Genomic DNA, 20692 nt, shown 5'->3' with positions numbered 1-20692 from the left:
CATACTTTCGTATGAATTTATGTCCATCTTTTTTGTGATTTCAACTAACAAGAAATCGTTTACTATGGAATAAGAAACATTTTTACTAAGGAGGATTATAATGATTAAAGGTCTTTATGAAGCACATTTACCTGTCTGCAATTTAGAAATTTCGATACCTTTTTACGAATCACTGGGGTTAAAATTATATAAAAGAGACAACGATATCGCCTTCTTTTGGATTGTAGAAAATGAAAGTTGGATTGGTCTTTGGGAAGGAAAAGAATACAAAGTCAATTATCATCCATCCTTACGACATATCGCTTTCCAAGTAAGCTTACACGATTTAGAAAACGCAATACACTGGCTCAAACAGAAAGGAATTCCAGCGCGAAAAGACTTTGGAATGGAGCCAATTGAGCCAATCGTTTTTCCAGAATTAGCACACGCCTCCGTATATTTTAACGATCCTGATGGAAATAGTTTAGAATTCATTGCACAATTACCTGTTGGACTACCTAAAGCAGAGAAAATGTATTTAAGTGAATGGAAAAAGCATGTACAAACATCGCCAATAGATAGGGATTAATTTTTATGTCAGTGCAATCAGTTTCTTATTCCACACTTCTTAGAACAAATAAAAACTTTAAAAAACTATTTTATGGTCAAACATTAAGTGTACTTGGGGATTGGTTTCATACTGTCGCTTTATTAACACTCGTCTATAGCATAACAGAATCTTCATTTATGTTAGCACTCACCTTTATGAGCAAAGGGTTACCTCAACTTCTTCTGAGCCCATTCATAGGCGGAATTGTAGACCGTTTTTCAAAAAAGAAAATTATGATTTTTACCGATAGTTTACGAGGAATTATCGTCCTCACTTATTTATTAGCATTCTACAAAATTGAAATTATTTTCGTTTCTAATATATGCTTATCAGTACTCTCTTGCTTATTCGAGCCTGCTAAGCAATCAACTCTAAAAAATATTGTACATCAAAAGCATTTCGTAACCGCTAACTCTCTTTCTAGTACAATCAATGGTTTTATGTCTATTATGGGAGCTTCTTTAGGTGGGCTCATTGCACAATCTTTAAGTATCGAGAGTGCCTTTTTTATTAATAGCCTATCATACTTTATTTCAGCCTATATTATTTATAAAATAAAGATCCCTTCTCGTGACACTTTTAGCAAGAAAAAAGCGTTTTTCACTGATATAAAAGATGGTTATACATACATATTACAAAGCAAAATTATTTTAACATTAATTCTTGTCGGCATTTCATGGGGCATTATTGGAGGTGCCTATCAGTTACTTCTAACAATCTATGCCGAAAGAATCTTCCACACTAACATTGGTATTTTATATGCGGTTCAAGGGGCTGGACTTATGATTGGCAGTCTCTTCGTTAATCTTTATATGTCTAAAAATGAAGACAAAATGAAAAGAGCATTTGGTTGGGCCTATTTACTGCAAGGAATTTTCTTTCTCGGATTCATTCTATCCGATCAACTTATTATCGGTATCATTACATTACTCTGTATGCGTATAGCAGGAGGAATCATCGTTCCACTTGATACGACATTACTACAAACGTATACGCAAGAAAACATGATTGGTAAAGTTTTTTCATTTCATTATTCCATCTACGGATCGCTTATTCAGTTATCTATGTTTATTACAGGATGGTTTTTAGAAATCCTTTCTCCTCAAGTGATTGGTAGCTTGTTAGCTATATGCTGTATTTTTGTTAGTTTTATATGGCTTTTCTTGTTTTATCGCGGTGAGCTTGGTGAAGAATCTATTGATAATCAATAGATTCTTCACCAAATTTTATTTGATCTCATTTATTAGCGCTGCGTAACAATACAATTATTTGAAAATGGCAACCATATTCGTTAATGGGCCCTATACGTGAATGCTATTTGAGAAGAAACTAAGTTTTTATGTTAAAATAAAAATAAGATTGTGAAACATTGCACTTATGCTATAGGCTCAAAATAGCTAAATTCGATTTTCATGGTATTAAAATATTTATTGTATTTGATTAAATAGGAGGGCTATTTTGGAGATTACATTAAGTTTCATATGTATTATATTGGTGGCTTCTGTTTTGCAAACAAGTACAGGTTTTGGCTTTTCCATAATGGCAACACCTTTCTTACTAATGTTATTCTTACCACAAGAAGCTATACAAATAAATATCATTTTATCATTAATTATTTCCATATCACTCATTTGGAAAATAAGAATGGACATTGACTTTATTCTACTGAAAAGGTTAACTATTGGAAGTATAGTTGGTGTACCTTTTGGTATTTTACTCTTCATTTCCATTAATATAAACGCTTTTAAATTAGCAATTAGCATCCTGCTCTTACTATTAACATTGATGCTAATATGCAACTTTAAGGTTAAATCAACACCATTTAGAGATTTTATAGTTGGTGGATTATCAGGGCTTTTAACGACCAGTATCGGTATGCCAGGACCACCCCTGTTACTTTACTTTACAGGAACTGATACGAAAAAAGAGACGTTGAGAGCAACTACTTTAGCTTTTTATCTATTTATATATTTCATTAGTCTACTAACTCAAATACTCTTTACTGGCACAAACAAAACAATTTGGGAATCAAGTTTTTATGCTATTCCAATCGTATTTCTAGGTTTGTATATAGGTCAAATTATTTTCAAATGGCTTAATCAACGGATTTTCAAAATATTTACGTACATCCTTTTAAGTTGTACGGGGGTTTATCTTCTTATTGAAAGTTTGAACTTGTTATAGAGGGTGCTTTAGGTAGTGCACAATAATAGATAGGTTCAAACGAAATTATTGCTGCATTTTCAAGTGCGATGGGGCATTCTATATCCAAACTTAAATAACTTTATTGGCAGTTTACAATTAGCAATAATCGTTCTTTCATAAGACAAATATTTTAAATCGAATACTAAATAAAACGATAAAAAGCGGCTATTATGCCGCTTTTTACATTAAATATTTTATAAAGCAAAGACCTGCACTTACTATCACGAATATATTAAAAAATAAGAAAAACCCTTTTTATTTAAATCTTGTACTATTTCCATAATCTCTTCTTCTTGTTCTATTTCATAGCTATCATGGATACCTTTATCTATTTCTACGTCTTTATCCATTTTGTTCTCTCTATATACTTTCTTTTTATATTCCAATGCCTTTAATTTAGTAATACCTATCATCCAAGATTTTAAGTTTCCCTTTTCTATATCAAATTGGTCGATATTAAACCAAATGACAGTAAATACATCGTTATAACAATCATCTACATATTGTTTCTCAATAGGGGTACTTAATGATTTATGAATAATGTATAAAACTAATTTTCCATATTGATCAATGACTTCTTTCAAAGCATCTTGATCACGTTTTTTCATAGCTATAATTAAATCCTCTTCAGAATCAAAAGTCATAAACATCTTCCTTCCTCAGTTCCCCTTTAGCAGCTGCTTTTACTTACTATTGGCATTTCATTCTCATTTTCTATCACTTTTGTAAAAATTTATTAATTTTTATTTCTATGTATATGATAGCAAAAAAAATACATTTCTCCTCCAAAAAAGACAAACCCGCATTCCAGGTTTGCCTTTTTACTTATTTCTTATTTAATCCTTTTTCATTTAAAAACTCTTTCATATGCATTCTTTTCTCTTTGGACATAAATGAGCTCATTGATTCCGTCCATGTTACGTTTTTTTGATTTGACGATCTTTCTTTGTAATACGCACTCATCGTTTCATCATATTCGTTTAATAATTCATCATATTTCTTTTCATCGTATCCATTTTCATGAAGAATGGCCGCTACCGGTAAACGTGGCTTAACTCCATGATCTTCATTTGGTACGCCCACTGTCATTCCGAATACCGGATATACTTTATCCGGTAAATGAAGCAATTCACTCACTTCTTTCGGGTTATTACGAATTCCGCCAATATAACAAATGCCGTATCCTAATGATTCAGCTGCAAGTGCTAAGTTTTGTGCAAATAATGAGGCATCTACTGTTGCTACAATAAAGTCCTCTACTCCCTCATGTTTAATTTCTGTTCCATGTTTCTCACATGCAGTTTCTAGACGTTTTAAATCCGCACAGCATACAAAGAATGCTGCGCAGTCTTTCACATGACGATTCCCGGATAATTCAGCTAGTTTAGCCTTTAGTTCCTGATCTGTTACATATATAAGAGAATACGCCTGTACAAAATGTGAGGAAGCTGCATGCTGCGCAGCTTGCACCAGTCTCTCTACTATCTCTTTTGAAATTGGTTCTTCTTTATATTTACGAACTGAAACGTGTTGCTCCATTTTATGTATCATCTCATTCATAAAAAACCACTCCTTTTTTCTCTTCATAATAAAAAATTAACATATCTTTTTCATTATTCACAACTTATAAGCAAAAAAAGAGCACTCCTTTGTGAGTTGCTCTTTTTTAAATACATATTAATATGGTAAATGAAATTATATCGACTTTACACACATAACGACAATGTTAAGCTGCTTTCAATACTTTAATACCTTTAACAATATTCCAAATGAAGTAGTAAATTCCTACAAGAATAAACACTGCATACGTTATAACCATCCCAATTCCAACGCTCTCAGACTGATTGAAACTTAAACCGTATACTCCTGATAAAGCTAACCCTCCAAATAAAATTGCATATGGGAAAACATGTGACCAAAATGCTTTTTTCGCATGATATTTCACTTCATCTTCCGCAACGAAGTAAACAATAATTGGTAGTAAAAATGGTGCAAAAAAGATACTAAAATAACATAGCGAGGATAAAATATTATTTCCTTTCATACGATTCACCTCTAAAGTTTTTTGTTACCTTCATTATGTCAGGAAACCTTTCCAGAAACTATCGCTTTACCTTTCATGAACATGACATTTTTGTAAGATTTTCCTCGAAATAAATCCCGCCTCAAATTTTGGGCGGGATTACTTTAACTATATTCGATTCATAAACCAATATTGCATAATCGCTAAATATTCTCGTACATTCGATGGAATGATAATTGGCTTCGGTGTTTTGGCCGGAAGCCCTTCTAATTGCAAACCTTGTTTTGCAGCTATTTTTTTCGCTCTAAACATATGGAAATCGTTTGTTACGATCATACCTTTTTTCATATTGGCTGGAATTAACGGTTTTGAGAATTTAATATTTTCATCTGTGCTCGTCGACTTATCTTCCATTATAATGCGGTCTTCTGCAATATTTTGTTTCATTAATCCTTGTTTCATCGCTAATGCTTCTGTAATATCTTCACCTTTTCCTTGGCCTCCAGATACAATAGCAATTGTTTTATCATGTAATTTTAAATACTCAGCTGCTTTATCAATACGATATTGCAATGAATAAGAAGGTTTTGTTCCATTTACTTTCGATCCTAGTACAATTATATAATCCGCATCATCAATTGCATTCATATGCCCATGCTTATAAATGTTATATTGTAAAAACCCCGCATATACGGCGCAAATCATTATAACAACTAAAATATACTTGATTATTTTCTTCTTTCTCATATCCATATACCCCTATTCCCTTTACTTCCTTTATCATAATATCCATTTATTCGTTTGTATACAGACGAATTCCAATTAAGCCTAATTTATCCTCCAAAAGGTAATATTTCTATTAATTTCGGGAATAGTAAGTACAACTTCGCACGAAGGAGTGTCCCTATTGCTTCTCTTTTTATGTAACGTATCATTCTTTTTCATCTTATTTTTACTATCACTTAAGCTACTTGGTAAATCTGCATTAGCACAACTAACTCCTCATGATTTTGGGGCTATTATCTTTTTATCTTATTTAGCTTTTCAAGCCATACCAGTCGCTGGTGCTTTACAAGCATTTCTCGGTATGGTCGTTATTACATGTTTGCATTTGCTTCTTACAAAATTAAGCCTACTCAACAAACTAAATCGTTTTATTCTCGGACACCCCATTATTTTAATTAAACATGGTGATATTATTTTTGAGAACTTACAAAAAAGTAGATATCCAATCCCTGAATTGCTTTCTAACCTTCGCGTCGCAGGATATCCAAGTGTTCATGAAATTGAGTATGCGATATTAGAAGCGAATGGAGCTATTAGTATTTTACCAAAAAGAGAACTTGTGCCTCTGACTCCAAAAGATTTGAATATAAATGTTAAGTATGCAGGCTTACCAATTGCTCTTATCGTTGATTCACAAATTCAATACGATAACTTAAAATTAATCCATAAAAATGAAAAGTGGTTACATACAGAGTTAATGGAGAAAGGCGTTACAAATATTAAAAATGTGGCTTTCGCTTCTGTGCAGGAGACAGATGGATCTTTTGCGATTAGTTTAAAAGAATGAAAAAAAATCCCCTTACTTGTTCAAGGGGATTTTCTTCACTATATTGCTTTTCTCTCTCGCCATGTTTAACGGAACAGGATGTTTCATACGATTCATCGTAAATATGATAATTGCTGTCAATACTTCCGCTACTGGCATAACGAGCCAAATTCCGTTTATACCAAATACTTTTGGCATAATCCATAACAATGGGATAACAAATAGTAAACCTCGGCTCATTATTATAAGTACTGATTTTTTCGTTTGTCGCACTGATTGGAAATACTCTCCATACACAATGTTATAGCCTAAAAATACATATTGAATAAAGAATAAACTAATACCTGTTAACGTTAACTCCAATAGTTCTGGCGATTGAACATTAAATAAACCTATAATATATTTCCCGAAGAATAAACCGACAACAATCGCAATGCCTCCGAGTACAAGCGCAATTTTCACAGCAAACTGTAATCCTTCACGCAATCTTTCTGATAAGTTTGCACCGTAATGGAAACTAGCGATTGGTTGTAATGCTGCACCAACACCGAAGAATAATAGTAATGTCATTGCATGAATACTATTCACCATCGCATAGGAAGCGACTCCTATTTCTCCTGCATATTGAACGAATGCAATGTTAAAACCGATCGTTACGATTGCAACTGTACTTTCTGCTGTAAAACTTGGGAAACCGATCACCATAATTTGTTTAACCGTATCCCATTCAAAATGGAATTTCGTCCATTTTAAAATACTACTTTTTCTAAAGAAGTGAGTTAATAATACAAGGAAACCAATTGCCGCCGAAAGAATAGTAGCTGAAGCAGCACCAGTTACACCCCATCCAAAGATGAAAATAAAAATATAGTCGAACACTATATTTAATACAGCCGTTACAACAAGACCTGCCATTGCTAAATTAGGATTTCCGTCATTTCGTATAAATGTACTTAAAATATTTTCTAAAACGTATATCATTCCAAATGTTAATAACACCTGTAAATAGTCTAATGCGTATGGTAAAATCACTTCATTCGCACCAAATAAATATGCTAAATCTTCTATTCTCCATAAGCAAATAGCCGCTAAAACGCCAACGATAACAACTGCTACTGTCATAGATTGAGTAAAGATAGACCTTGCTCTTTCCAGTTTATTTTCACCTAGTGCAATGGAATATAGCGTTGCTCCGCCCATTCCAATCCATAATGAAATAGAGAAGAAAATTGAAAATGCTGGAATAGCTACGTTTACTCCGGCTAAACCGTTCGCTCCAACTCCTCTACTAATCATGACTGCATCAATCACAATATTAACCGACATTAATACCATCCCAAGAACAGCTGGTATTAAATACGTAATAAATAAACTTTTAATTGGTTTTTCTCTTAATTTTTCTGTTGTTTCCATCATATAAATGCTCCTTTTTCAATGCTCTGTTCACAGTTTAAACCTTCAAGTTACTTGAAGGTCAATAGAGAATCGAAAAATATATAAGCCTATTTTTTAACAACAGGTATTTGAATTTCCGTTACTTGCTCCTTCGGATTTTCTGTTACGGACCAATCAATTAATGCAAGTTCTAGTGCATCTCCGCACACTTCATATCCTTCGTTATCAATGTGCTTTAATAATTCCGTATACGTTGCGTCTGTTTCTTCATATGGTCCATGGTGATAAGAACAGGCAAATATCCCTTCTTTTATTTCATCTGAAGTATGCGCTTCAAAAGGCATGTAATCCAATAAAATAAACACACTATTATATGCTTGAAACTCATTTTGCATTAATGCTTTTTTTGAAACTGTTACACCGATATCACCTGAAAATAAACTATTATCAATTTGCTTCATATTTTTTTGCAACGAATGGATATAATATTCAAACATATCATCCGTTGTATTTGGTGCAACTGCAATTGCTGTAATTTTTCGTTTCGGTATCTTTTTATAAATAATTTGATTTGCTTCAGATTTCGTCGCTTTCTTCATTAAATGGATTTTATGTTCCATTTTTGCCAAAGCATACTCGATTTCTCTTTGTTTTTTCAGCATCATTTCTTGTTGTTTTTCAAGTAAATTCAGCGCATAAGATGGATTTCGTTCATCAATATATTTCTTTATTTCCTTTAACGGGATGTTCAATTGGCGTAAAAATTTAATCGTATCTAATAGTGAAAACTGATCAATTGTGTAATAACGATAATTCGTTTGAGGGTCAACAATTGACGGATGAAAAATCCCTTTTTCATCATAATAACGTAATGTAGATTCCGCTATATTATGCATTTTCGCCATTTCCCCAATTGTAAAACGTTGATTTAATAACATTTTTCTTTCTCCATTCATTATATGTAAACTTTATTACTTCCTATTATATATCTATATCCCCCGTTTCTAAAACGAATCCTCTCATGAAAATCTGCTATTTTTTCATTGATTTTTAATAAATTTTATTATATATTAATTACAGGTTCAAATTACAAGTTCAAAAGAACTCGTAATCAGACCCTTTGTTTAATGGATCTTTACATATTATCATTAGGCAAATTCCGAGAAATCGTATGATAAAAATAAAAAATGATGAGGAGAGGATCAAATGGAATTCGAATTTTTCTTTCAGATTGCACTTATTTTATTAAGTACAAAGCTCGCTGGTGACCTTAGTGTTAGATTAGGTCAACCTTCTGTACTCGGTAAATTAATTGTTGGTATCGTTATCGGTCCAGCTATATTCGGATGGATTGAAAATTCAGAGCTTCTAACACAATTAAGTAATGTCGGAGTTATTCTTTTAATGTTTATGGCAGGACTTGAAACAGACTTAGAAGAATTAAACGCAAATCGTAATTCTTCTTTAGCTGTTGCACTTGGAGGTATCGTTCTTCCATTCGTAGGTGGTTACGTTGCCGGTCTTGTTGTCGGTATGGAACAAGGGAATGCTGTCTTTTTAGGATTACTTCTATGTGCAACAAGTGTTAGTATTTCCGTTCAAACACTTCGTGATTTAGGTAAAATGAAAACACGTGAAAGTACGACGATGCTTGGAGCCGCTGTATTTGATGACATTCTTGTTGTTATTTTATTAGCATTTGCAATGAGCTTCTTAGGCACAGATGACGTTAACTTAACAATGATTATCTTGAAGAAAGTAGTATTCTTTGCTTCTATCATTTTAATTGGTTGGAAAGGTGTTCCAGCAATCATGCGTTGGTTATCACCGCTTCGCGTATCTGAGTCTATCGTTAGTGCTGCGCTTATCATCTGTTTCTCATTCGCATACTTCGGCGAACTATTAGGAATTGCTGGTATTATCGGTGCTTTCGCAGCTGGTATCGCTATTTCTCAAACGAACTACAAACATGAAGTAGAAAAGAAAGTAGAACCAATTGCTTACGCTATGTTCGTTCCAGTATTCTTTGTTAGTATCGGTATGAATATTACATTTGACGGTATTGGCGATCAAATTTGGTTCATCTTAGCATTAACAGTTATCGCTGTATTCACAAAACTAATTGGTTGTGGATTCGGTGCACGAATGACTGGATTTGATGCAAAGTCTTCTGCAATTATCGGTGCTGGTATGGTTTCTCGTGGTGAAGTTGCACTTATCATCGCAGGAACAGGACTTTCTTCTGGCCTATTAGCACAAGATTACTTTACAGCTATCGTTATTGTCGTTATTTTAACTACAATGATTACACCACCAATGTTAAAATACACTTTTGGTGCAAAAGATAAAGCAATGAAAGCAAGTAAATAAGTTTACTATAATAAAAGGAGATTGCTATCTTATAAGATAGCAATCTCCTTTTTCATTTTATCTTTAAACAATTCCATTCATTTTTAACCAGTCTTCAAACATAGTTCGTGCTTCTTCATCATCGATATCATTACTAAATGAATACACCTTAATGCCATAATCATCTATATATTCACCTAGCTTCATTTCCTCCACTTTTTTGTAAAAATCATCTACCTCATAGTGTGGAATGTAGGCATCCCAAATTGGTTCATTTATTCTTTTATACGCTGTCACTTCTAAATCATATCCGTCTTCATAATAACCAATGTGATAATGTTTGTTAGGATCATATTTCTCCATTAAAAGCTCCTCCTAATAAAAGCGAGCCTTATATTACAGCTCGCTCCTTTCGTTCTATTTATTAAATACGTTCCATCGCTGTCTTCACCGTTCCAACAACAAAGGCAATTTCTTCACTTGAAATCACAAGTGGCGGTGCCAATGTTAAAACGTTATTATACCCCGCTGTTGTCATACCGTTACGCCCAATAATAAGTCCTTTTTCTTTACAAGCATTTACAACACTTGCAATTTTATCGTTATCAATTGGTTCTTTCGTCGCTTTATCATTTACTAGTTCGATTCCAACTAATAGCCCTTTCCCTCTAATATTACCAACAAGTGGATGTTCTCCGATTTCTTCTTTTAATTGATTTAATAAAAGCGAACCCATTTGTGCAGAGCGCTCAATTAAATTTTCATTTTCCATAATCTCTAAGTTTTTAAGCGCTAATGCACAAGCCGCTGGATTTCCACCAAATGTATTAATATGGCGGAAGAATTCATATTCTCCTGTTCCTTTAAATGCCTCATAAATTTCTTTTTTTACAGCTGTTGCTGATAATGGTAAATATGCGCTCGTAATACCTTTTGCCATCGTAACGATATCAGGCTTAACGTCATAGTTCATAAACCCAAATGCTTTTCCTGTACGCCCGAAACCACAAATAACTTCATCACTTATAAGTAGTGCTCCGTGTTTTTGACATGTTTCGTGAATTGCTTTCATATAGTCTTGTGGTGGCATTAAAATACCTCCGCCTGTAATAATTGGCTCCATAATAAATGCGGCTATCGTTTCACTTAATTCCCATGTCATAACACGATCTACTTCTTTCACACACTCTACATCATAAATATTTTGCGATTCCATTTCTGGCATGCGGTAACAATCTGGAGGCGTTACGTGTAAAAAACCTGAAGCAAATGGCTCATATTGGTATCTACGCTGTGCTTGGCCAGTTGCCGCCATCGTTGCCATTGTGTTTCCGTGATAACCACGATAACGTGACATAAATTTATAACGATGCGGTTCACCTTTTTGAGCATAGTATTGCCTTGCTATTTTAAAAGCTGTTTCGTTCGCTTCCGAACCACTATTAGAGAAGAATATAACATACTCTCCTCCAAGCCACTCGTTTAACTTTTCAGCGAGCTTAATTGCTGGTTCATGTGATTGTGACATCGGAAAGTACGATAATGTTTGCAATTGCTTATAAGCTGCCTCTGCGAGCTCTTTTCTTCCATACCCACTATTTACACACCAAAGGCCACTCATACCGTCTAAGTATCTTTTCCCCTGTATATCTTCAACCCAGCACCCTTCTGCTTTCGCCCCTACCATTGTACTACTCGGGCTAAAGGGACGCATTCCGTGCCACACATATTGCTCATCTTTTGCTAATAATTCATCGGTTTGTTTTGTCTTCATCATTTCTTCCACCTTCCATAACAACTTATTTTTCACAAAGCTGCGCTGGTACCATGATGAGTTAAATTTCTCCCTGCCTATTTTCATTCCACAAAATTAAGACAAATCCTACTTACAAAGCAGTATTATTTACAATAAAATGACAAAAGAAAAAGGAGCTTTTCTTATATATCGAAAAGCCCCTCTTTTTTAATGTGAAGACGCATCGCTAATACCATGACCAGTATTAGATTTCACAAGAATTTCATCAAATTTCGCTGCATCTTCTTTCTTACTAGATAAAACTGTCCCTAAATATGCTGCAAGAAACCCGAGCGGGATCGAAATAATTCCAGGTGTCGTATATGGGAAAATCGCTTCCCCAACAAATATAGCTTTTCCAGCTACTGGGTTCCAAACGTTTGGACTTAACGCTACGAGAACAATCGCTGATACAAGACCAACAATCATACCAGAAATTGCTCCTGTTGTATTAAAACGCTTCCAATAGATTGTAAATAATATAACCGGTAAGTTTGCACTCGCTGCAACTGCAAATGCTAGTGATACTAAAAATGCTACGTTTAATGTTTGAGCAAATAAAGCAAGTATAATAGATACTATCGCCACCCCAATAGACGCATAACGCGCCATTGACACTTGCTCTTTTTCCGTTGATTTTCCTTTACGAATAATCTCATTATAAAAATCATGCGCGAATGCTGATGCTGCTGTTAACACAAGCCCTGCTACTACAGCTAAAATAGTTGCAAAAGCAATTGCTGATACGAAAGCAAATAAGAAATCTCCGCCTAATGCTTTTGCTAATAAAGGTGCTGCCATATTACCAGCAGGGTTTGCTTTAATAATCGCCTCATTTCCTACAAACGCTGCTGCTCCAAACCCTAAGAAAATTGTCATAATATAAAACGCGCCAATTAACCACGTCGCATATACAACAGATTGACGTGCAGTTTTTGCATCACGTACTGTAAAAAAGCGGACAAGAATATGTGGTAATCCCGCTGTACCAAGGACTAGTCCTAAATTTAAAGAAAGTGTATCAAGACCATCCTTATACTTTACTCCTGGATTTAAAAACGAATCTTTTAATGGAGTAGCTGTTTTCATGTGAGCGAACATTTCAGTCACACTGAAATTAAATTTGGAGAAAACGATAACAGAAATAATAAATGTCCCTGCCATAAGTAGTACAGCCTTTACAATTTGAACCCAGCTCGTAGCTGTCATTCCTCCAAAAATAACATACACAGTCATAAGTGTACCTACGATTAATACAGATGTTGTATATTCGATACCTAATAATAGTTTAATAAGTGCACCCGCACCAACTAATTGTGCAATCATATAAAAAATTGAAATCGTCATCGTATTAAGCGCTGCTATACCACGAACTTTTTTCGCATCAAAACGTGCCGCAATCATATCCGCTAACGTGTACTTCCCTAAATTTCTAAGCGGTTCTGCGACAAGATATAGAACAACTAAATAAGCAACTAAAAAGCCGATACTATAAAAGAACCCATCAAACCCAGTTAACGCTATCGCTCCGGCTATACCAAGAAATGACGCAGCAGACATGTAATCCCCAGCAATAGCCAGACCATTTTGCCAGCCAGTTAATCCCCCTCCAGCCGTATAAAATTCACTCGCATTTTTCGTTTTTTTCGATGCGAAATACGTGATAACGAGTGTACCAAGGACGATAATTAAAAATAGTGCAAAAGCGGTTGTATTCAAAGTCAGCCCCTCCCTTGTTGCATATCTTGCAGAATTTTTTGCGAGATTTCATCAAAGGATTCTGCTTTTTTGCTATAAATCATACATAATGCCCATGTCATTATAAATTGCGCAAATGCAAATACCCACGCCCATGTAACATCACCAAATACCGGTGTATTAAGCACCTTTGAATAGGATGTTAAAATAGGTAATGTAATAAAAAAACTTAAAAAGAAAATACTCATCGGAACGATAAACTTCTTTTTCTTATTTAATAGCAATTGAAAATCTTCTGACTGAACAACCTCTGTATAATTCACCTCATTTTGTAACTTACGTGCTGACGTATCATCTCGTTTCATTCTCTGGTCCCCTCTCTTACTTGAAATGCACTTCCCCTTGCATACCTAAAAACTAAATTTTATAAATATTCAGAAACTTATTTTCATTTTAGACAATCCGTACATTCCTGCAAAGATTTTTCGATAGACATTTTTCGGCATTTTCCCCTAAGTTTTTAATATACTTTTTCACCATAAAATTCGAGTACTTCAATCCACACCAATCGGGATAAAAAAAGTAGTGCTTATCGCACCACTTCTGTCTTTTTCTCTTTTTCTAAATTACGAGCTGTTTCGCTTAATTCAACTTCTTTTCCATCTTTAAGCGTTCCAAATATAAAATCGAATACTGGATTTGAAACACCAAACCAAAACTTTTCATTTTTATAATGGTGTAATATATGCTGTTTTTTTAGCCATCTTCCAAACTTAGTGAAGGGACGAATCGGTTTATGTGCAATATAATGTTTCCATTCATAAACGAGGAGCATAATAATCATTCCGATTCCGAATGAAAGTGTAACAGTAACACTTTTTGTAATACCATACGTTATAAGTAAATATATAGTAAAGCTAGGTATACTAAACCATACAGGCAAAAATAAAAGCTTTAAATCATCTGGATATACGTGATGATCATAATGTAATCTTCTTAACATTTTTAATAAAAATGCGTTTTTAGGCGGCTTTAGATGGAATAAAAAACGGTGTGTCATATATTCGTTAAACGTATAAAAAACAATCCCAAACATACACGCTAACATACCAATCCATGTGAAAAATTGCATTTTTAAAATAATGATAAAAATTAATAAAATACTATGCATAATAACAATATCATGTTGCAAAAAGAACTCTTTTACCACTCTCTTCATCGTTCTTCCCCCTTTTCCAAAAAAACAGCCGTAACATATCGTTACGACTATTTTTTTCTATTTTATTCTATTCACTTTACAAATTTGCCTGCTGTTCTATTGCCGAGAAAAAAGTGTTCGGACCAAATATATTTTGCTTCGGAATAATGTGTTCTACTGCAAATACTGTTACTTCTCCTCTTTGTACTTCTCCAATAATGAGACCAAATACTTCATGATTTACCGCAAACGTTGGTTGTTTCGTTTGCAGTAACCTTGCTGCATTTTTAAATACCGCTTCATATAATGGGTTCCTGTCAGTAATTTCTTTTCGGATTTTTGGTGCTAACGTGATGATAATTTCTTTTCCGTCAATAGTGGTTCGATACATAAAAATCTCCCCTTCAATCTTATGTGAACAACTGTAAAGCTTTGTATGCAAAATGGATAGAATATCCTACTAAAATAATACCTGCTCCGGCTGTAATATAGCCAAGTGCTTTTGGTTTTAATAAAGTTCTTCCAAAATGTACAGAAAAAGCAATATTTAAGTTCCACAAAATAATACCAACAATAATGCAAAGACTGTACAAAAAAGCTTCTTGTTTCGTTACCTTTGTAAGCAATGAGCTAAGTGTACTTCCGTATATACCAAACCAAAAAACGAGATTTAATGGGTTGGATATCGCAATTAAAAATCCCGCCATAAAAGATTGTTTAAGTCCACCTACCTCTTCTTTGTTATATTCCATATTCGAGTGGGAGATTCCTTGTTTTACACTTTGAAATCCTAAATAAAATAACAGGAAAAACCCAGTGCAGTACATAAAAGCTTGTACATATGTATACATAAACACAGAAGATAAACCAAAATAAATAAGAAGCATAAACAAAATATCAGCAGTCATTCCTCCGATTCCAACAATCCACGCATGCCAAAATCCACGTTCAATTCCACGTTTTAACATTTCAATATTAATTGGACCTACCGGCGCAGCTAATGAAATACCCAATACTATTTGTTGTATAATTGCTCCAAACATCGCTCTATCCTTTCTACTTCTTTTACTATTAAGTAATGATGCAAATATAGAAAATAGACTAGCTTTCATAAAAATTATTCACTAATACAATACCCTTTTTTATCCAAAATATACAAAAGAGCCATCAGGTGATGGCTCTTATTTCTCTACTCTATGATGAAAAGGACATTTACCTTTAACCGGCTCAATATCATCCCCTATGAAATATTGTTTCCATTCACGATGATTAGGATCGCCGTAGTGACTAATGTTAGGGTGCTTCGGCAACTGATCCCACTTTTCAACTCGTTCACGGACCATTTGTCTTGAATACGACCCTTTAGGACGATCTCCTTCTAATCCCTCGAAAATAGTTCGTGGCTGGAATCCAATAACGAGAGAATTTCCTAAATGCCTAGTCTTTCGCTGTTTATAAGCCGGCGCATTTCCAAACGCAAAAATCGGTTCACCACCAAATGAAAATTCCCATAAATAATGATCTGGATCTTCAGGAATTTGCTTCGGCCATGTTTGATCATCGTTTTCATGTAAATATTGTAGTACTTTCCAAAAATAATCTCGATAATATTCCATTGATTTCTCTTCACATTCCGGCTCTACAAAAAGAAAAAAGCCTCTTCTTACAATTGGCCGTTCTTTCATTAACTCCAAAAAAGATAACATTGTATTGGGTAAATGCCCCCAATCATTATGAGAGAGAAATGAATAACGAAGTTCATTCTTTTTCAAAGCTGTTAAACCGAAATAACACGGAAAAGTTGGTTCTAGCACGACATTCGAAAAATCATGAAATTCTTTTGCAACCCAATTCGGTATGTCGACTCTATTTTTCATCCCTTCATTATCTAATAAATAAGACTCATCCATTCTTTCACCTCATTATGTACAGCATTCACTTAAGAATATTACATACTCGGCTTGTCCTATACCTTTTTAAAAATTCGAGAAAAAATTAATTCAAAATACAAAATTTTAAAAACGCTTACTTGACTAAATTCTACCAATTCATGTATATTTAAATTAATCATTTGGCAGAATATTCGAGAATATAGCATTTTTTATTTATATTATTTTTTGATGAATTTCACTAAATGAAAAAAGGAATCGTTTTTAGGAGGAATTGTGACATGCAAGGAAAAGTAAAATGGTTTAACAATGAAAAAGGTTTTGGATTTATCGAAATGGAAGGCTCTGAAGATGTATTCGTACATTTCTCTGCTATTCAAAGCGACGGCTATAAAGCTTTAGAGGAAGGTCAAGAAGTATCTTTCGACATTACTGAAGGAAACCGTGGACCTCAAGCTGCTAACGTAGCAAAACTTTAATCCCACATATGACAGGAGGTTACCTTACTTGGTAACCTCCTTTGTTATTCCTTTGTATATTTCCGTTTTCCAGAGCAAAAACTATGTGAAATGCGCAAAATACAAAGGAGGCAATAACAATGGGGTCACATGTAAATGATTTTGAAGAAGTAAAATTCCGTGTAGAAACTGCACAAAAAATGGTAGGTTCTGCAACAATTTCAATGGATCCAGACACATTAGAGCATGCCACTACTGCAGTAGAATCGGCTCGTTCTCAGCTTGAAATCATGAAATCCGTTGCAACGGATTTAGATGAGCCATTTCTAATGAATGAAGAAAAAAAATTAAGTAAATGCGAGCATCAATTACACGAAGCAAAGCACTAAAAAACATCCAGAGAAAATTCTCTGGATGTTTTTTTATGACAATTGCTCCCCATACTTTTTCAACTTCTCTCCAACCGTACATTGCCGTATACAAAAAGAATGGGCATAGTATTTACTATGATTTTTCCGATTATGTTCCTGCAGGAAACACCCTCCGCAATACGTTTCTAATAAGTCATTTACCTCTGTAATGAGTTGCTTCTTCTTCACGTGTGCACCTCTCTATTCGGTTATTTCTTTATGACTATCAATTGTCGTCCCTTCTAATGCTTGCGCTGCTAATTGATGTGCCTCTTTATTTTGTTTTCTAGATATCGGTTCACAAATAAGCTTTAATTTCATTTGCTTCGCTTTTTGTTCAATTTGATCTAAGTAATGATTTAAATGTTCATCATAGCAAGGCCATTCACCAGCTAATTGCTGCAGTACAACTTGAGAATCTCCACGAAGTGTAACTGCTTCATATTTAATTCCTAATTCCTCGAGTGTATTCATCCCGTATAATAATGCTGCATACTCCGCTTCGTTATTATCATATATGCCTTCTATGTATGCATTGCGACGAATTCGGTAATTTGTATCTCCTTTTTTATAATATACACATATACCAACCCCAGCTTCTTTCGTCTGTACATCATAACCACCATCAAAATAAACTTGAATTTCTTGCGGATCTTCCTCCACTTGCTTACTCAGTTTTTTCATTTCTTTTAATGACCATTCCGCGTCCATTTCATCGAAAAATAAAAGTTCTTTCACCCTACCTGTTTTCTCAAAATCCTCCGCAAATTGAAGCACTTCTTCTATGTTCATATAATCTGTTGTTAATTCAGTTTGTAAACCACGCTTCGTTTTATACAACCAATGTATTTTATATTTCATACTAGATTCCCCTTTTATAAGACTTCTTATATTTATCCCGCTATTTGCGGCCAGTAAGACTCCCACCTTAAAATTTAACGAAAGCAAAGAAGTTAGGCGGGAGTCGGGCTGTCCGTAAATGCCCGATTGGTGCGGGCTAATAATCAGTGGGGTCCCCCCACTGATTAAAGTTTCACTTTATTTTATTATATTTTATCAAGAGTCACAGTATTATATACAATTTAATCACATACAAAAAGAGCCATCCTAAGTAAGGACAGCTCTTTCATCTATTGCATAAATCTTTCAAATTGCACTCGCTTATTAATCCAGTACATTACAGGCATACCAATTGCCATTACAACAAATTCACCAACTGCACAAGTTAGCCATGTCAATAAAAATGGCAGATCAAACGCAAGATGAAGTTCAATTGCAATCATAAACATTGTGACTGTAAAAATAACTGTATTAAAAATCATACGAGCCCAAACACCTTTAATGAAGCGCATAGAAATAATAGTTGCAAGTAATGCAAGAATGGATTGCCCTACTCCAAATACTAAATCATAAGCGATCATAGGTGAGAAAAAGAGATTCGTTAAAAATACACCTAATACAATCCCGTAAATTGCTTTCTTATTGAATACAACGAGATGATTAAACATCTCTGAAATACGAAACTGTACACTCGTAAAGCCAAATGGCTGAATAAGCATAGAAACAGCAATATATAATGCCGCTAAAATACCATTACCGACTAATGTCCTTATATTCATGACAAAATCTCCTTAGTTTTTTTCCGTGGGATGGTTTCGAACCACGTTATTCGTTTTTAAGCAACAAGATTATATTTTACGCAATAGGCACTCTTTCGTCAATAGATTCCTATCATTTACTACCTTTTTTCTTTTGGACAACGTATAATAAAACATATGAAAGATTTAGGAGGTTTCACTTCATGACAGCAACAATTCAAAATGAAAAAGTGATCGTTTCCATTTCTGACAAAGGTGCAGAATTACAAAGCGTTCGCTTAAAAGAAGATAACACTGAATACTTATGGCAAGGCGATTCTACTTATTGGGGGCGCCGCGCACCAATTTTATTCCCAATTGTCGGCCGATTAGTAGATAATACATACTACGTAGATGGTAAACCATATTCTTTAACACAACACGGCTTTGCTCGTGATCTTACATTCTCTGTAAAAGAACAAAGTGAAACGAATATTACTTATATTGTTACTAGTAATGAAGAAACATTAAAAAAATACCCATACGAATTCGAATTACTCGTTTCTTATGAGCTAGATGGACAAATCGTTCATGTAACATATGAAGTACATAACCCTACTTCAAAAGAGATGTTCTTCTCAATCGGAGCACATCCTGGTTTCAACTTCCCCTTATTAGAGGGCGAATCATTTACAGATTATCATTTATCATTTAATGGTTCTGAACGCTTAGAAACAAGCGTATTAGAAGGACCTTATCTTTCAAGTAAAAAGCAATTAATCGCTGAAAATACGAATGAATTACCACTTACATACGATTTATTCAAAAATGATGCACTTATTTTTGAAAATATGAATACGGATGAAATCTCTATTCGTTCTCATAAACATAATAAATTTGTAAAAGTAGAATTTGACGGATTCCCATTTGTCGGTGTATGGACACCAGGCGAGAACGCACCTTTCTTATGTATTGAACCTTGGTACGGGATTGCTGATGAAGTAAATCCGGCAAAAGATTTCAAGGAAAAAAAAGGAATTCAATCTTTACAAACGAATGAAACATTTACATGTCGTTATAGTATTACAATCGGCTAAGTTACTCTATCCCCTACTTCAAAGAAACATATAAGTAGGGGATCATCTTATAATTTGGAGGTTTCTCATTTTGATTGAAGTATATATTGATGGTGCATCAAAAGGAAATCCTGGTCCTTCTGGTGCAGGAGTGTTTATTAAAGGGGTGCAACCAGCTGTACAGTTATCATTGCCCCTTGGGACAATGTCCAATCATGAAGCAGAATACCACGCTTTACTTGCGGCATTAAAATATTGCACGGAGCATAATTATAACATTGTCTCTTTTCGTACCGATTCGCAGCTTGTCGAGCGAGCTGTCGAAAAAGAATACGCAAAAAATAAAATATTTGCGCCACTATTAGAGGAAGCACTACAGTACATAAAAAGTTTCGATCTCTTTTTTATTAAGTGGATTCCAAGTAGTCAAAATAAAGTTGCTGATGAATTAGCTAGAAAAGCTATCTTACAAAATTAA

At 34.2% G+C, this 20692-nt stretch carries 26 protein-coding genes and 1 riboswitch; of the genes, 9 read left to right on the top strand and 17 right to left on the bottom strand.

All coding sequences use genetic code 11. The features are described 5' to 3' along the window. The first annotated feature begins 100 nt into the window (after positions 1–100). From MR155_RS07845 to MR155_RS07835, 3 genes are all read left to right on the top strand, one after another. The gene (locus MR155_RS07845; RefSeq protein ID WP_033730498.1) at positions 101–568 is read left to right on the top strand and encodes a VOC family protein; all 468 of its coding nucleotides are present in this window, start codon (positions 101–103) and stop codon (positions 566–568) included. A gap of 5 nt (positions 569–573) precedes the next feature. Beyond that, positions 574–1800, top strand: coding sequence for an MFS transporter (locus MR155_RS07840; protein WP_242309124.1), 1227 nt, complete (start codon positions 574–576; stop codon positions 1798–1800). Between the two features lie 247 nt (positions 1801–2047). Beyond that, entirely contained in the window at positions 2048–2773 is a 726-nt protein-coding gene (locus tag MR155_RS07835; RefSeq protein WP_088031653.1) for a sulfite exporter TauE/SafE family protein, read from the top strand. Positions 2774–3015: 242 nt separating this feature from the next. Here the strand turns inward: MR155_RS07835 and MR155_RS07830 are convergent, their stop codons facing one another. The 4 genes from MR155_RS07830 to MR155_RS07815 form a co-directional block, all read right to left on the bottom strand. Next, positions 3016–3444 (bottom strand): sigma factor, encoded by a 429-nt coding sequence (locus MR155_RS07830; RefSeq protein WP_313897553.1) that lies wholly within the window; start codon positions 3442–3444, stop codon positions 3016–3018. A gap of 175 nt (positions 3445–3619) precedes the next feature. Then, entirely contained in the window at positions 3620–4354 is a 735-nt protein-coding gene (gene nfsA, locus MR155_RS07825; RefSeq protein WP_002141086.1) for an oxygen-insensitive NADPH nitroreductase, read from the bottom strand. Between the two features lie 166 nt (positions 4355–4520). After that, positions 4521–4838 (bottom strand): magnetosome magnetite crystal formation protein family, encoded by a 318-nt coding sequence (locus MR155_RS07820; RefSeq protein WP_002011879.1) that lies wholly within the window; start codon positions 4836–4838, stop codon positions 4521–4523. A 147-nt stretch (positions 4839–4985) separates the two neighbouring features. Next, positions 4986–5522: a YdcF family protein gene (locus tag MR155_RS07815; RefSeq protein ID WP_313897552.1), complete on the bottom strand. Its 537-nt coding sequence runs from the start codon at positions 5520–5522 to the stop codon at positions 4986–4988. A gap of 202 nt (positions 5523–5724) precedes the next feature. Between MR155_RS07815 and MR155_RS07810 the strand changes: the two genes are divergently transcribed. Further along, positions 5725–6390, top strand: coding sequence for a DUF421 domain-containing protein (locus MR155_RS07810; RefSeq protein ID WP_242246443.1), 666 nt, complete (start codon positions 5725–5727; stop codon positions 6388–6390). A gap of 12 nt (positions 6391–6402) precedes the next feature. On the opposite strand, the gene MR155_RS07805 is transcribed toward MR155_RS07810, so the two are convergent. Beyond that, a complete protein-coding gene (locus MR155_RS07805) occupies positions 6403–7782 on the bottom strand; it encodes an MATE family efflux transporter (protein WP_242309120.1) in 1380 nt (459 codons plus the stop codon). Positions 7783–7871: 89 nt separating this feature from the next. Continuing rightward, positions 7872–8702, bottom strand: coding sequence for a MerR family transcriptional regulator (locus MR155_RS07800; RefSeq protein WP_002086530.1), 831 nt, complete (start codon positions 8700–8702; stop codon positions 7872–7874). Between the two features lie 268 nt (positions 8703–8970). On the opposite strand from MR155_RS07800, the gene MR155_RS07795 reads away from it, so the two are divergent. Further along, positions 8971–10134 carry a cation:proton antiporter gene (locus tag MR155_RS07795; RefSeq protein ID WP_002030896.1) on the top strand — a complete coding sequence of 388 codons (1164 nt, stop codon included), beginning with the start codon at positions 8971–8973 and terminating at the stop codon, positions 10132–10134. A gap of 63 nt (positions 10135–10197) precedes the next feature. Here the strand turns inward: MR155_RS07795 and MR155_RS07790 are convergent, their stop codons facing one another. The 8 genes from MR155_RS07790 to MR155_RS07755 form a co-directional block, all read right to left on the bottom strand. Then, positions 10198–10476, bottom strand: a complete 279-nt coding sequence (locus MR155_RS07790; protein WP_242309119.1) for a DUF3986 family protein — start codon at positions 10474–10476, stop codon at positions 10198–10200. A 61-nt stretch (positions 10477–10537) separates the two neighbouring features. After that, positions 10538–11887, bottom strand: a complete 1350-nt coding sequence (locus tag MR155_RS07785) for an aspartate aminotransferase family protein (protein WP_215555831.1) — start codon at positions 11885–11887, stop codon at positions 10538–10540. 189 nt (positions 11888–12076) lie between these two features. Further along, on the bottom strand, positions 12077–13627 hold the full coding sequence (locus MR155_RS07780; protein WP_113937089.1) for a solute symporter family protein: 1551 nt from the start codon (positions 13625–13627) through the stop codon (positions 12077–12079). A gap of 2 nt (positions 13628–13629) precedes the next feature. Beyond that, positions 13630–13971, bottom strand: a complete 342-nt coding sequence (locus MR155_RS07775) for a DUF485 domain-containing protein (RefSeq protein ID WP_002086537.1) — start codon at positions 13969–13971, stop codon at positions 13630–13632. Positions 13972–14195: 224 nt separating this feature from the next. Beyond that, positions 14196–14825, bottom strand: a complete 630-nt coding sequence (locus tag MR155_RS07770) for a sterol desaturase family protein (RefSeq protein ID WP_242309117.1) — start codon at positions 14823–14825, stop codon at positions 14196–14198. Between the two features lie 76 nt (positions 14826–14901). Continuing rightward, positions 14902–15195 (bottom strand): hypothetical protein, encoded by a 294-nt coding sequence (locus MR155_RS07765; RefSeq protein WP_002086539.1) that lies wholly within the window; start codon positions 15193–15195, stop codon positions 14902–14904. 19 nt (positions 15196–15214) lie between these two features. After that, positions 15215–15847 (bottom strand): LysE family transporter, encoded by a 633-nt coding sequence (locus tag MR155_RS07760; protein ID WP_002086541.1) that lies wholly within the window; start codon positions 15845–15847, stop codon positions 15215–15217. 138 nt (positions 15848–15985) lie between these two features. After that, positions 15986–16714: a YqcI/YcgG family protein gene (locus tag MR155_RS07755; protein ID WP_242309115.1), complete on the bottom strand. Its 729-nt coding sequence runs from the start codon at positions 16712–16714 to the stop codon at positions 15986–15988. A gap of 260 nt (positions 16715–16974) precedes the next feature. Between MR155_RS07755 and cspB the strand changes: the two genes are divergently transcribed. Together cspB and MR155_RS07745 are read left to right on the top strand one after the other, a co-directional pair. Continuing rightward, positions 16975–17172: a cold shock-like protein CspB gene (gene cspB / locus MR155_RS07750; RefSeq protein WP_002011904.1), complete on the top strand. Its 198-nt coding sequence runs from the start codon at positions 16975–16977 to the stop codon at positions 17170–17172. 119 nt (positions 17173–17291) lie between these two features. Continuing rightward, positions 17292–17540, top strand: a complete 249-nt coding sequence (locus MR155_RS07745) for a DUF2564 family protein (protein WP_002011905.1) — start codon at positions 17292–17294, stop codon at positions 17538–17540. 33 nt (positions 17541–17573) lie between these two features. On the opposite strand, the gene MR155_RS07740 is transcribed toward MR155_RS07745, so the two are convergent. From MR155_RS07740 to MR155_RS07730, 3 genes are all read right to left on the bottom strand, one after another. Continuing rightward, positions 17574–17750 (bottom strand): zinc-finger domain-containing protein, encoded by a 177-nt coding sequence (locus tag MR155_RS07740; RefSeq protein WP_002011906.1) that lies wholly within the window; start codon positions 17748–17750, stop codon positions 17574–17576. Positions 17751–17762: 12 nt separating this feature from the next. After that, positions 17763–18422, bottom strand: coding sequence for a ribonuclease H family protein (locus MR155_RS07735; protein ID WP_242309113.1), 660 nt, complete (start codon positions 18420–18422; stop codon positions 17763–17765). A 269-nt stretch (positions 18423–18691) separates the two neighbouring features. After that, entirely contained in the window at positions 18692–19180 is a 489-nt protein-coding gene (locus MR155_RS07730; RefSeq protein ID WP_002011909.1) for a QueT transporter family protein, read from the bottom strand. Between the two features lie 6 nt (positions 19181–19186). Continuing rightward, positions 19187–19231, bottom strand: a riboswitch (PreQ1 riboswitch). A gap of 131 nt (positions 19232–19362) precedes the next feature. Here MR155_RS07730 and MR155_RS07725 point away from each other — a divergent pair. Together MR155_RS07725 and MR155_RS07720 are read left to right on the top strand one after the other, a co-directional pair. After that, positions 19363–20235 (top strand): aldose 1-epimerase family protein, encoded by an 873-nt coding sequence (locus tag MR155_RS07725; RefSeq protein WP_242309111.1) that lies wholly within the window; start codon positions 19363–19365, stop codon positions 20233–20235. A gap of 70 nt (positions 20236–20305) precedes the next feature. Further along, a complete protein-coding gene (locus MR155_RS07720; protein WP_002011911.1) occupies positions 20306–20692 on the top strand; it encodes a reverse transcriptase-like protein in 387 nt (128 codons plus the stop codon).

This window comes from Bacillus cereus group sp. BfR-BA-01331 (assembly GCF_022663915.1).
In the GTDB taxonomy this organism is placed as follows: Bacteria; Bacillota; Bacilli; order Bacillales; family Bacillaceae_G; genus Bacillus_A; species Bacillus_A mycoides.
The sequence above is the reverse complement of the archived record's forward strand: the minus strand, read 5'-3'. Positions and strand labels throughout refer to the sequence as shown.

Excerpts from the sequence above, each read along its gene's own strand:
- MR155_RS07725 (WP_242309111.1), top strand. The coding sequence starts at position 19,363 with ATGACAGCAACAATTCAAAATGAAAAAGTGATCGTTTCCATTTCTGAC.
- nfsA (WP_002141086.1), bottom strand. The coding sequence starts at position 4,354 with ATGAATGAGATGATACATAAAATGGAGCAACACGTTTCAGTTCGTAAA.
- MR155_RS07820 (WP_002011879.1), bottom strand. The coding sequence starts at position 4,838 with ATGAAAGGAAATAATATTTTATCCTCGCTATGTTATTTTAGTATCTTT.
- MR155_RS07840 (WP_242309124.1), top strand. The coding sequence starts at position 574 with ATGTCAGTGCAATCAGTTTCTTATTCCACACTTCTTAGAACAAATAAA.
- MR155_RS07745 (WP_002011905.1), top strand. The coding sequence starts at position 17,292 with ATGGGGTCACATGTAAATGATTTTGAAGAAGTAAAATTCCGTGTAGAA.
- MR155_RS07815 (WP_313897552.1), bottom strand. The coding sequence starts at position 5,522 with ATGATTTGCGCCGTATATGCGGGGTTTTTACAATATAACATTTATAAG.
- MR155_RS07735 (WP_242309113.1), bottom strand. The coding sequence starts at position 18,422 with ATGAAATATAAAATACATTGGTTGTATAAAACGAAGCGTGGTTTACAA.
- MR155_RS07785 (WP_215555831.1), bottom strand. The coding sequence starts at position 11,887 with ATGAAGACAAAACAAACCGATGAATTATTAGCAAAAGATGAGCAATAT.
- MR155_RS07805 (WP_242309120.1), bottom strand. The coding sequence starts at position 7,782 with ATGGAAACAACAGAAAAATTAAGAGAAAAACCAATTAAAAGTTTATTT.
- MR155_RS07775 (WP_002086537.1), bottom strand. The coding sequence starts at position 13,971 with ATGAAACGAGATGATACGTCAGCACGTAAGTTACAAAATGAGGTGAAT.
- MR155_RS07770 (WP_242309117.1), bottom strand. The coding sequence starts at position 14,825 with ATGAAGAGAGTGGTAAAAGAGTTCTTTTTGCAACATGATATTGTTATT.
- MR155_RS07765 (WP_002086539.1), bottom strand. The coding sequence starts at position 15,195 with ATGTATCGAACCACTATTGACGGAAAAGAAATTATCATCACGTTAGCA.
- cspB (WP_002011904.1), top strand. The coding sequence starts at position 16,975 with ATGCAAGGAAAAGTAAAATGGTTTAACAATGAAAAAGGTTTTGGATTT.
- MR155_RS07730 (WP_002011909.1), bottom strand. The coding sequence starts at position 19,180 with ATGAATATAAGGACATTAGTCGGTAATGGTATTTTAGCGGCATTATAT.
- MR155_RS07800 (WP_002086530.1), bottom strand. The coding sequence starts at position 8,702 with ATGTTATTAAATCAACGTTTTACAATTGGGGAAATGGCGAAAATGCAT.
- MR155_RS07845 (WP_033730498.1), top strand. The coding sequence starts at position 101 with ATGATTAAAGGTCTTTATGAAGCACATTTACCTGTCTGCAATTTAGAA.
- MR155_RS07795 (WP_002030896.1), top strand. The coding sequence starts at position 8,971 with ATGGAATTCGAATTTTTCTTTCAGATTGCACTTATTTTATTAAGTACA.
- MR155_RS07755 (WP_242309115.1), bottom strand. The coding sequence starts at position 16,714 with ATGGATGAGTCTTATTTATTAGATAATGAAGGGATGAAAAATAGAGTC.
- MR155_RS07830 (WP_313897553.1), bottom strand. The coding sequence starts at position 3,444 with ATGTTTATGACTTTTGATTCTGAAGAGGATTTAATTATAGCTATGAAA.
- MR155_RS07790 (WP_242309119.1), bottom strand. The coding sequence starts at position 10,476 with ATGGAGAAATATGATCCTAACAAACATTATCACATTGGTTATTATGAA.
- MR155_RS07760 (WP_002086541.1), bottom strand. The coding sequence starts at position 15,847 with ATGTTTGGAGCAATTATACAACAAATAGTATTGGGTATTTCATTAGCT.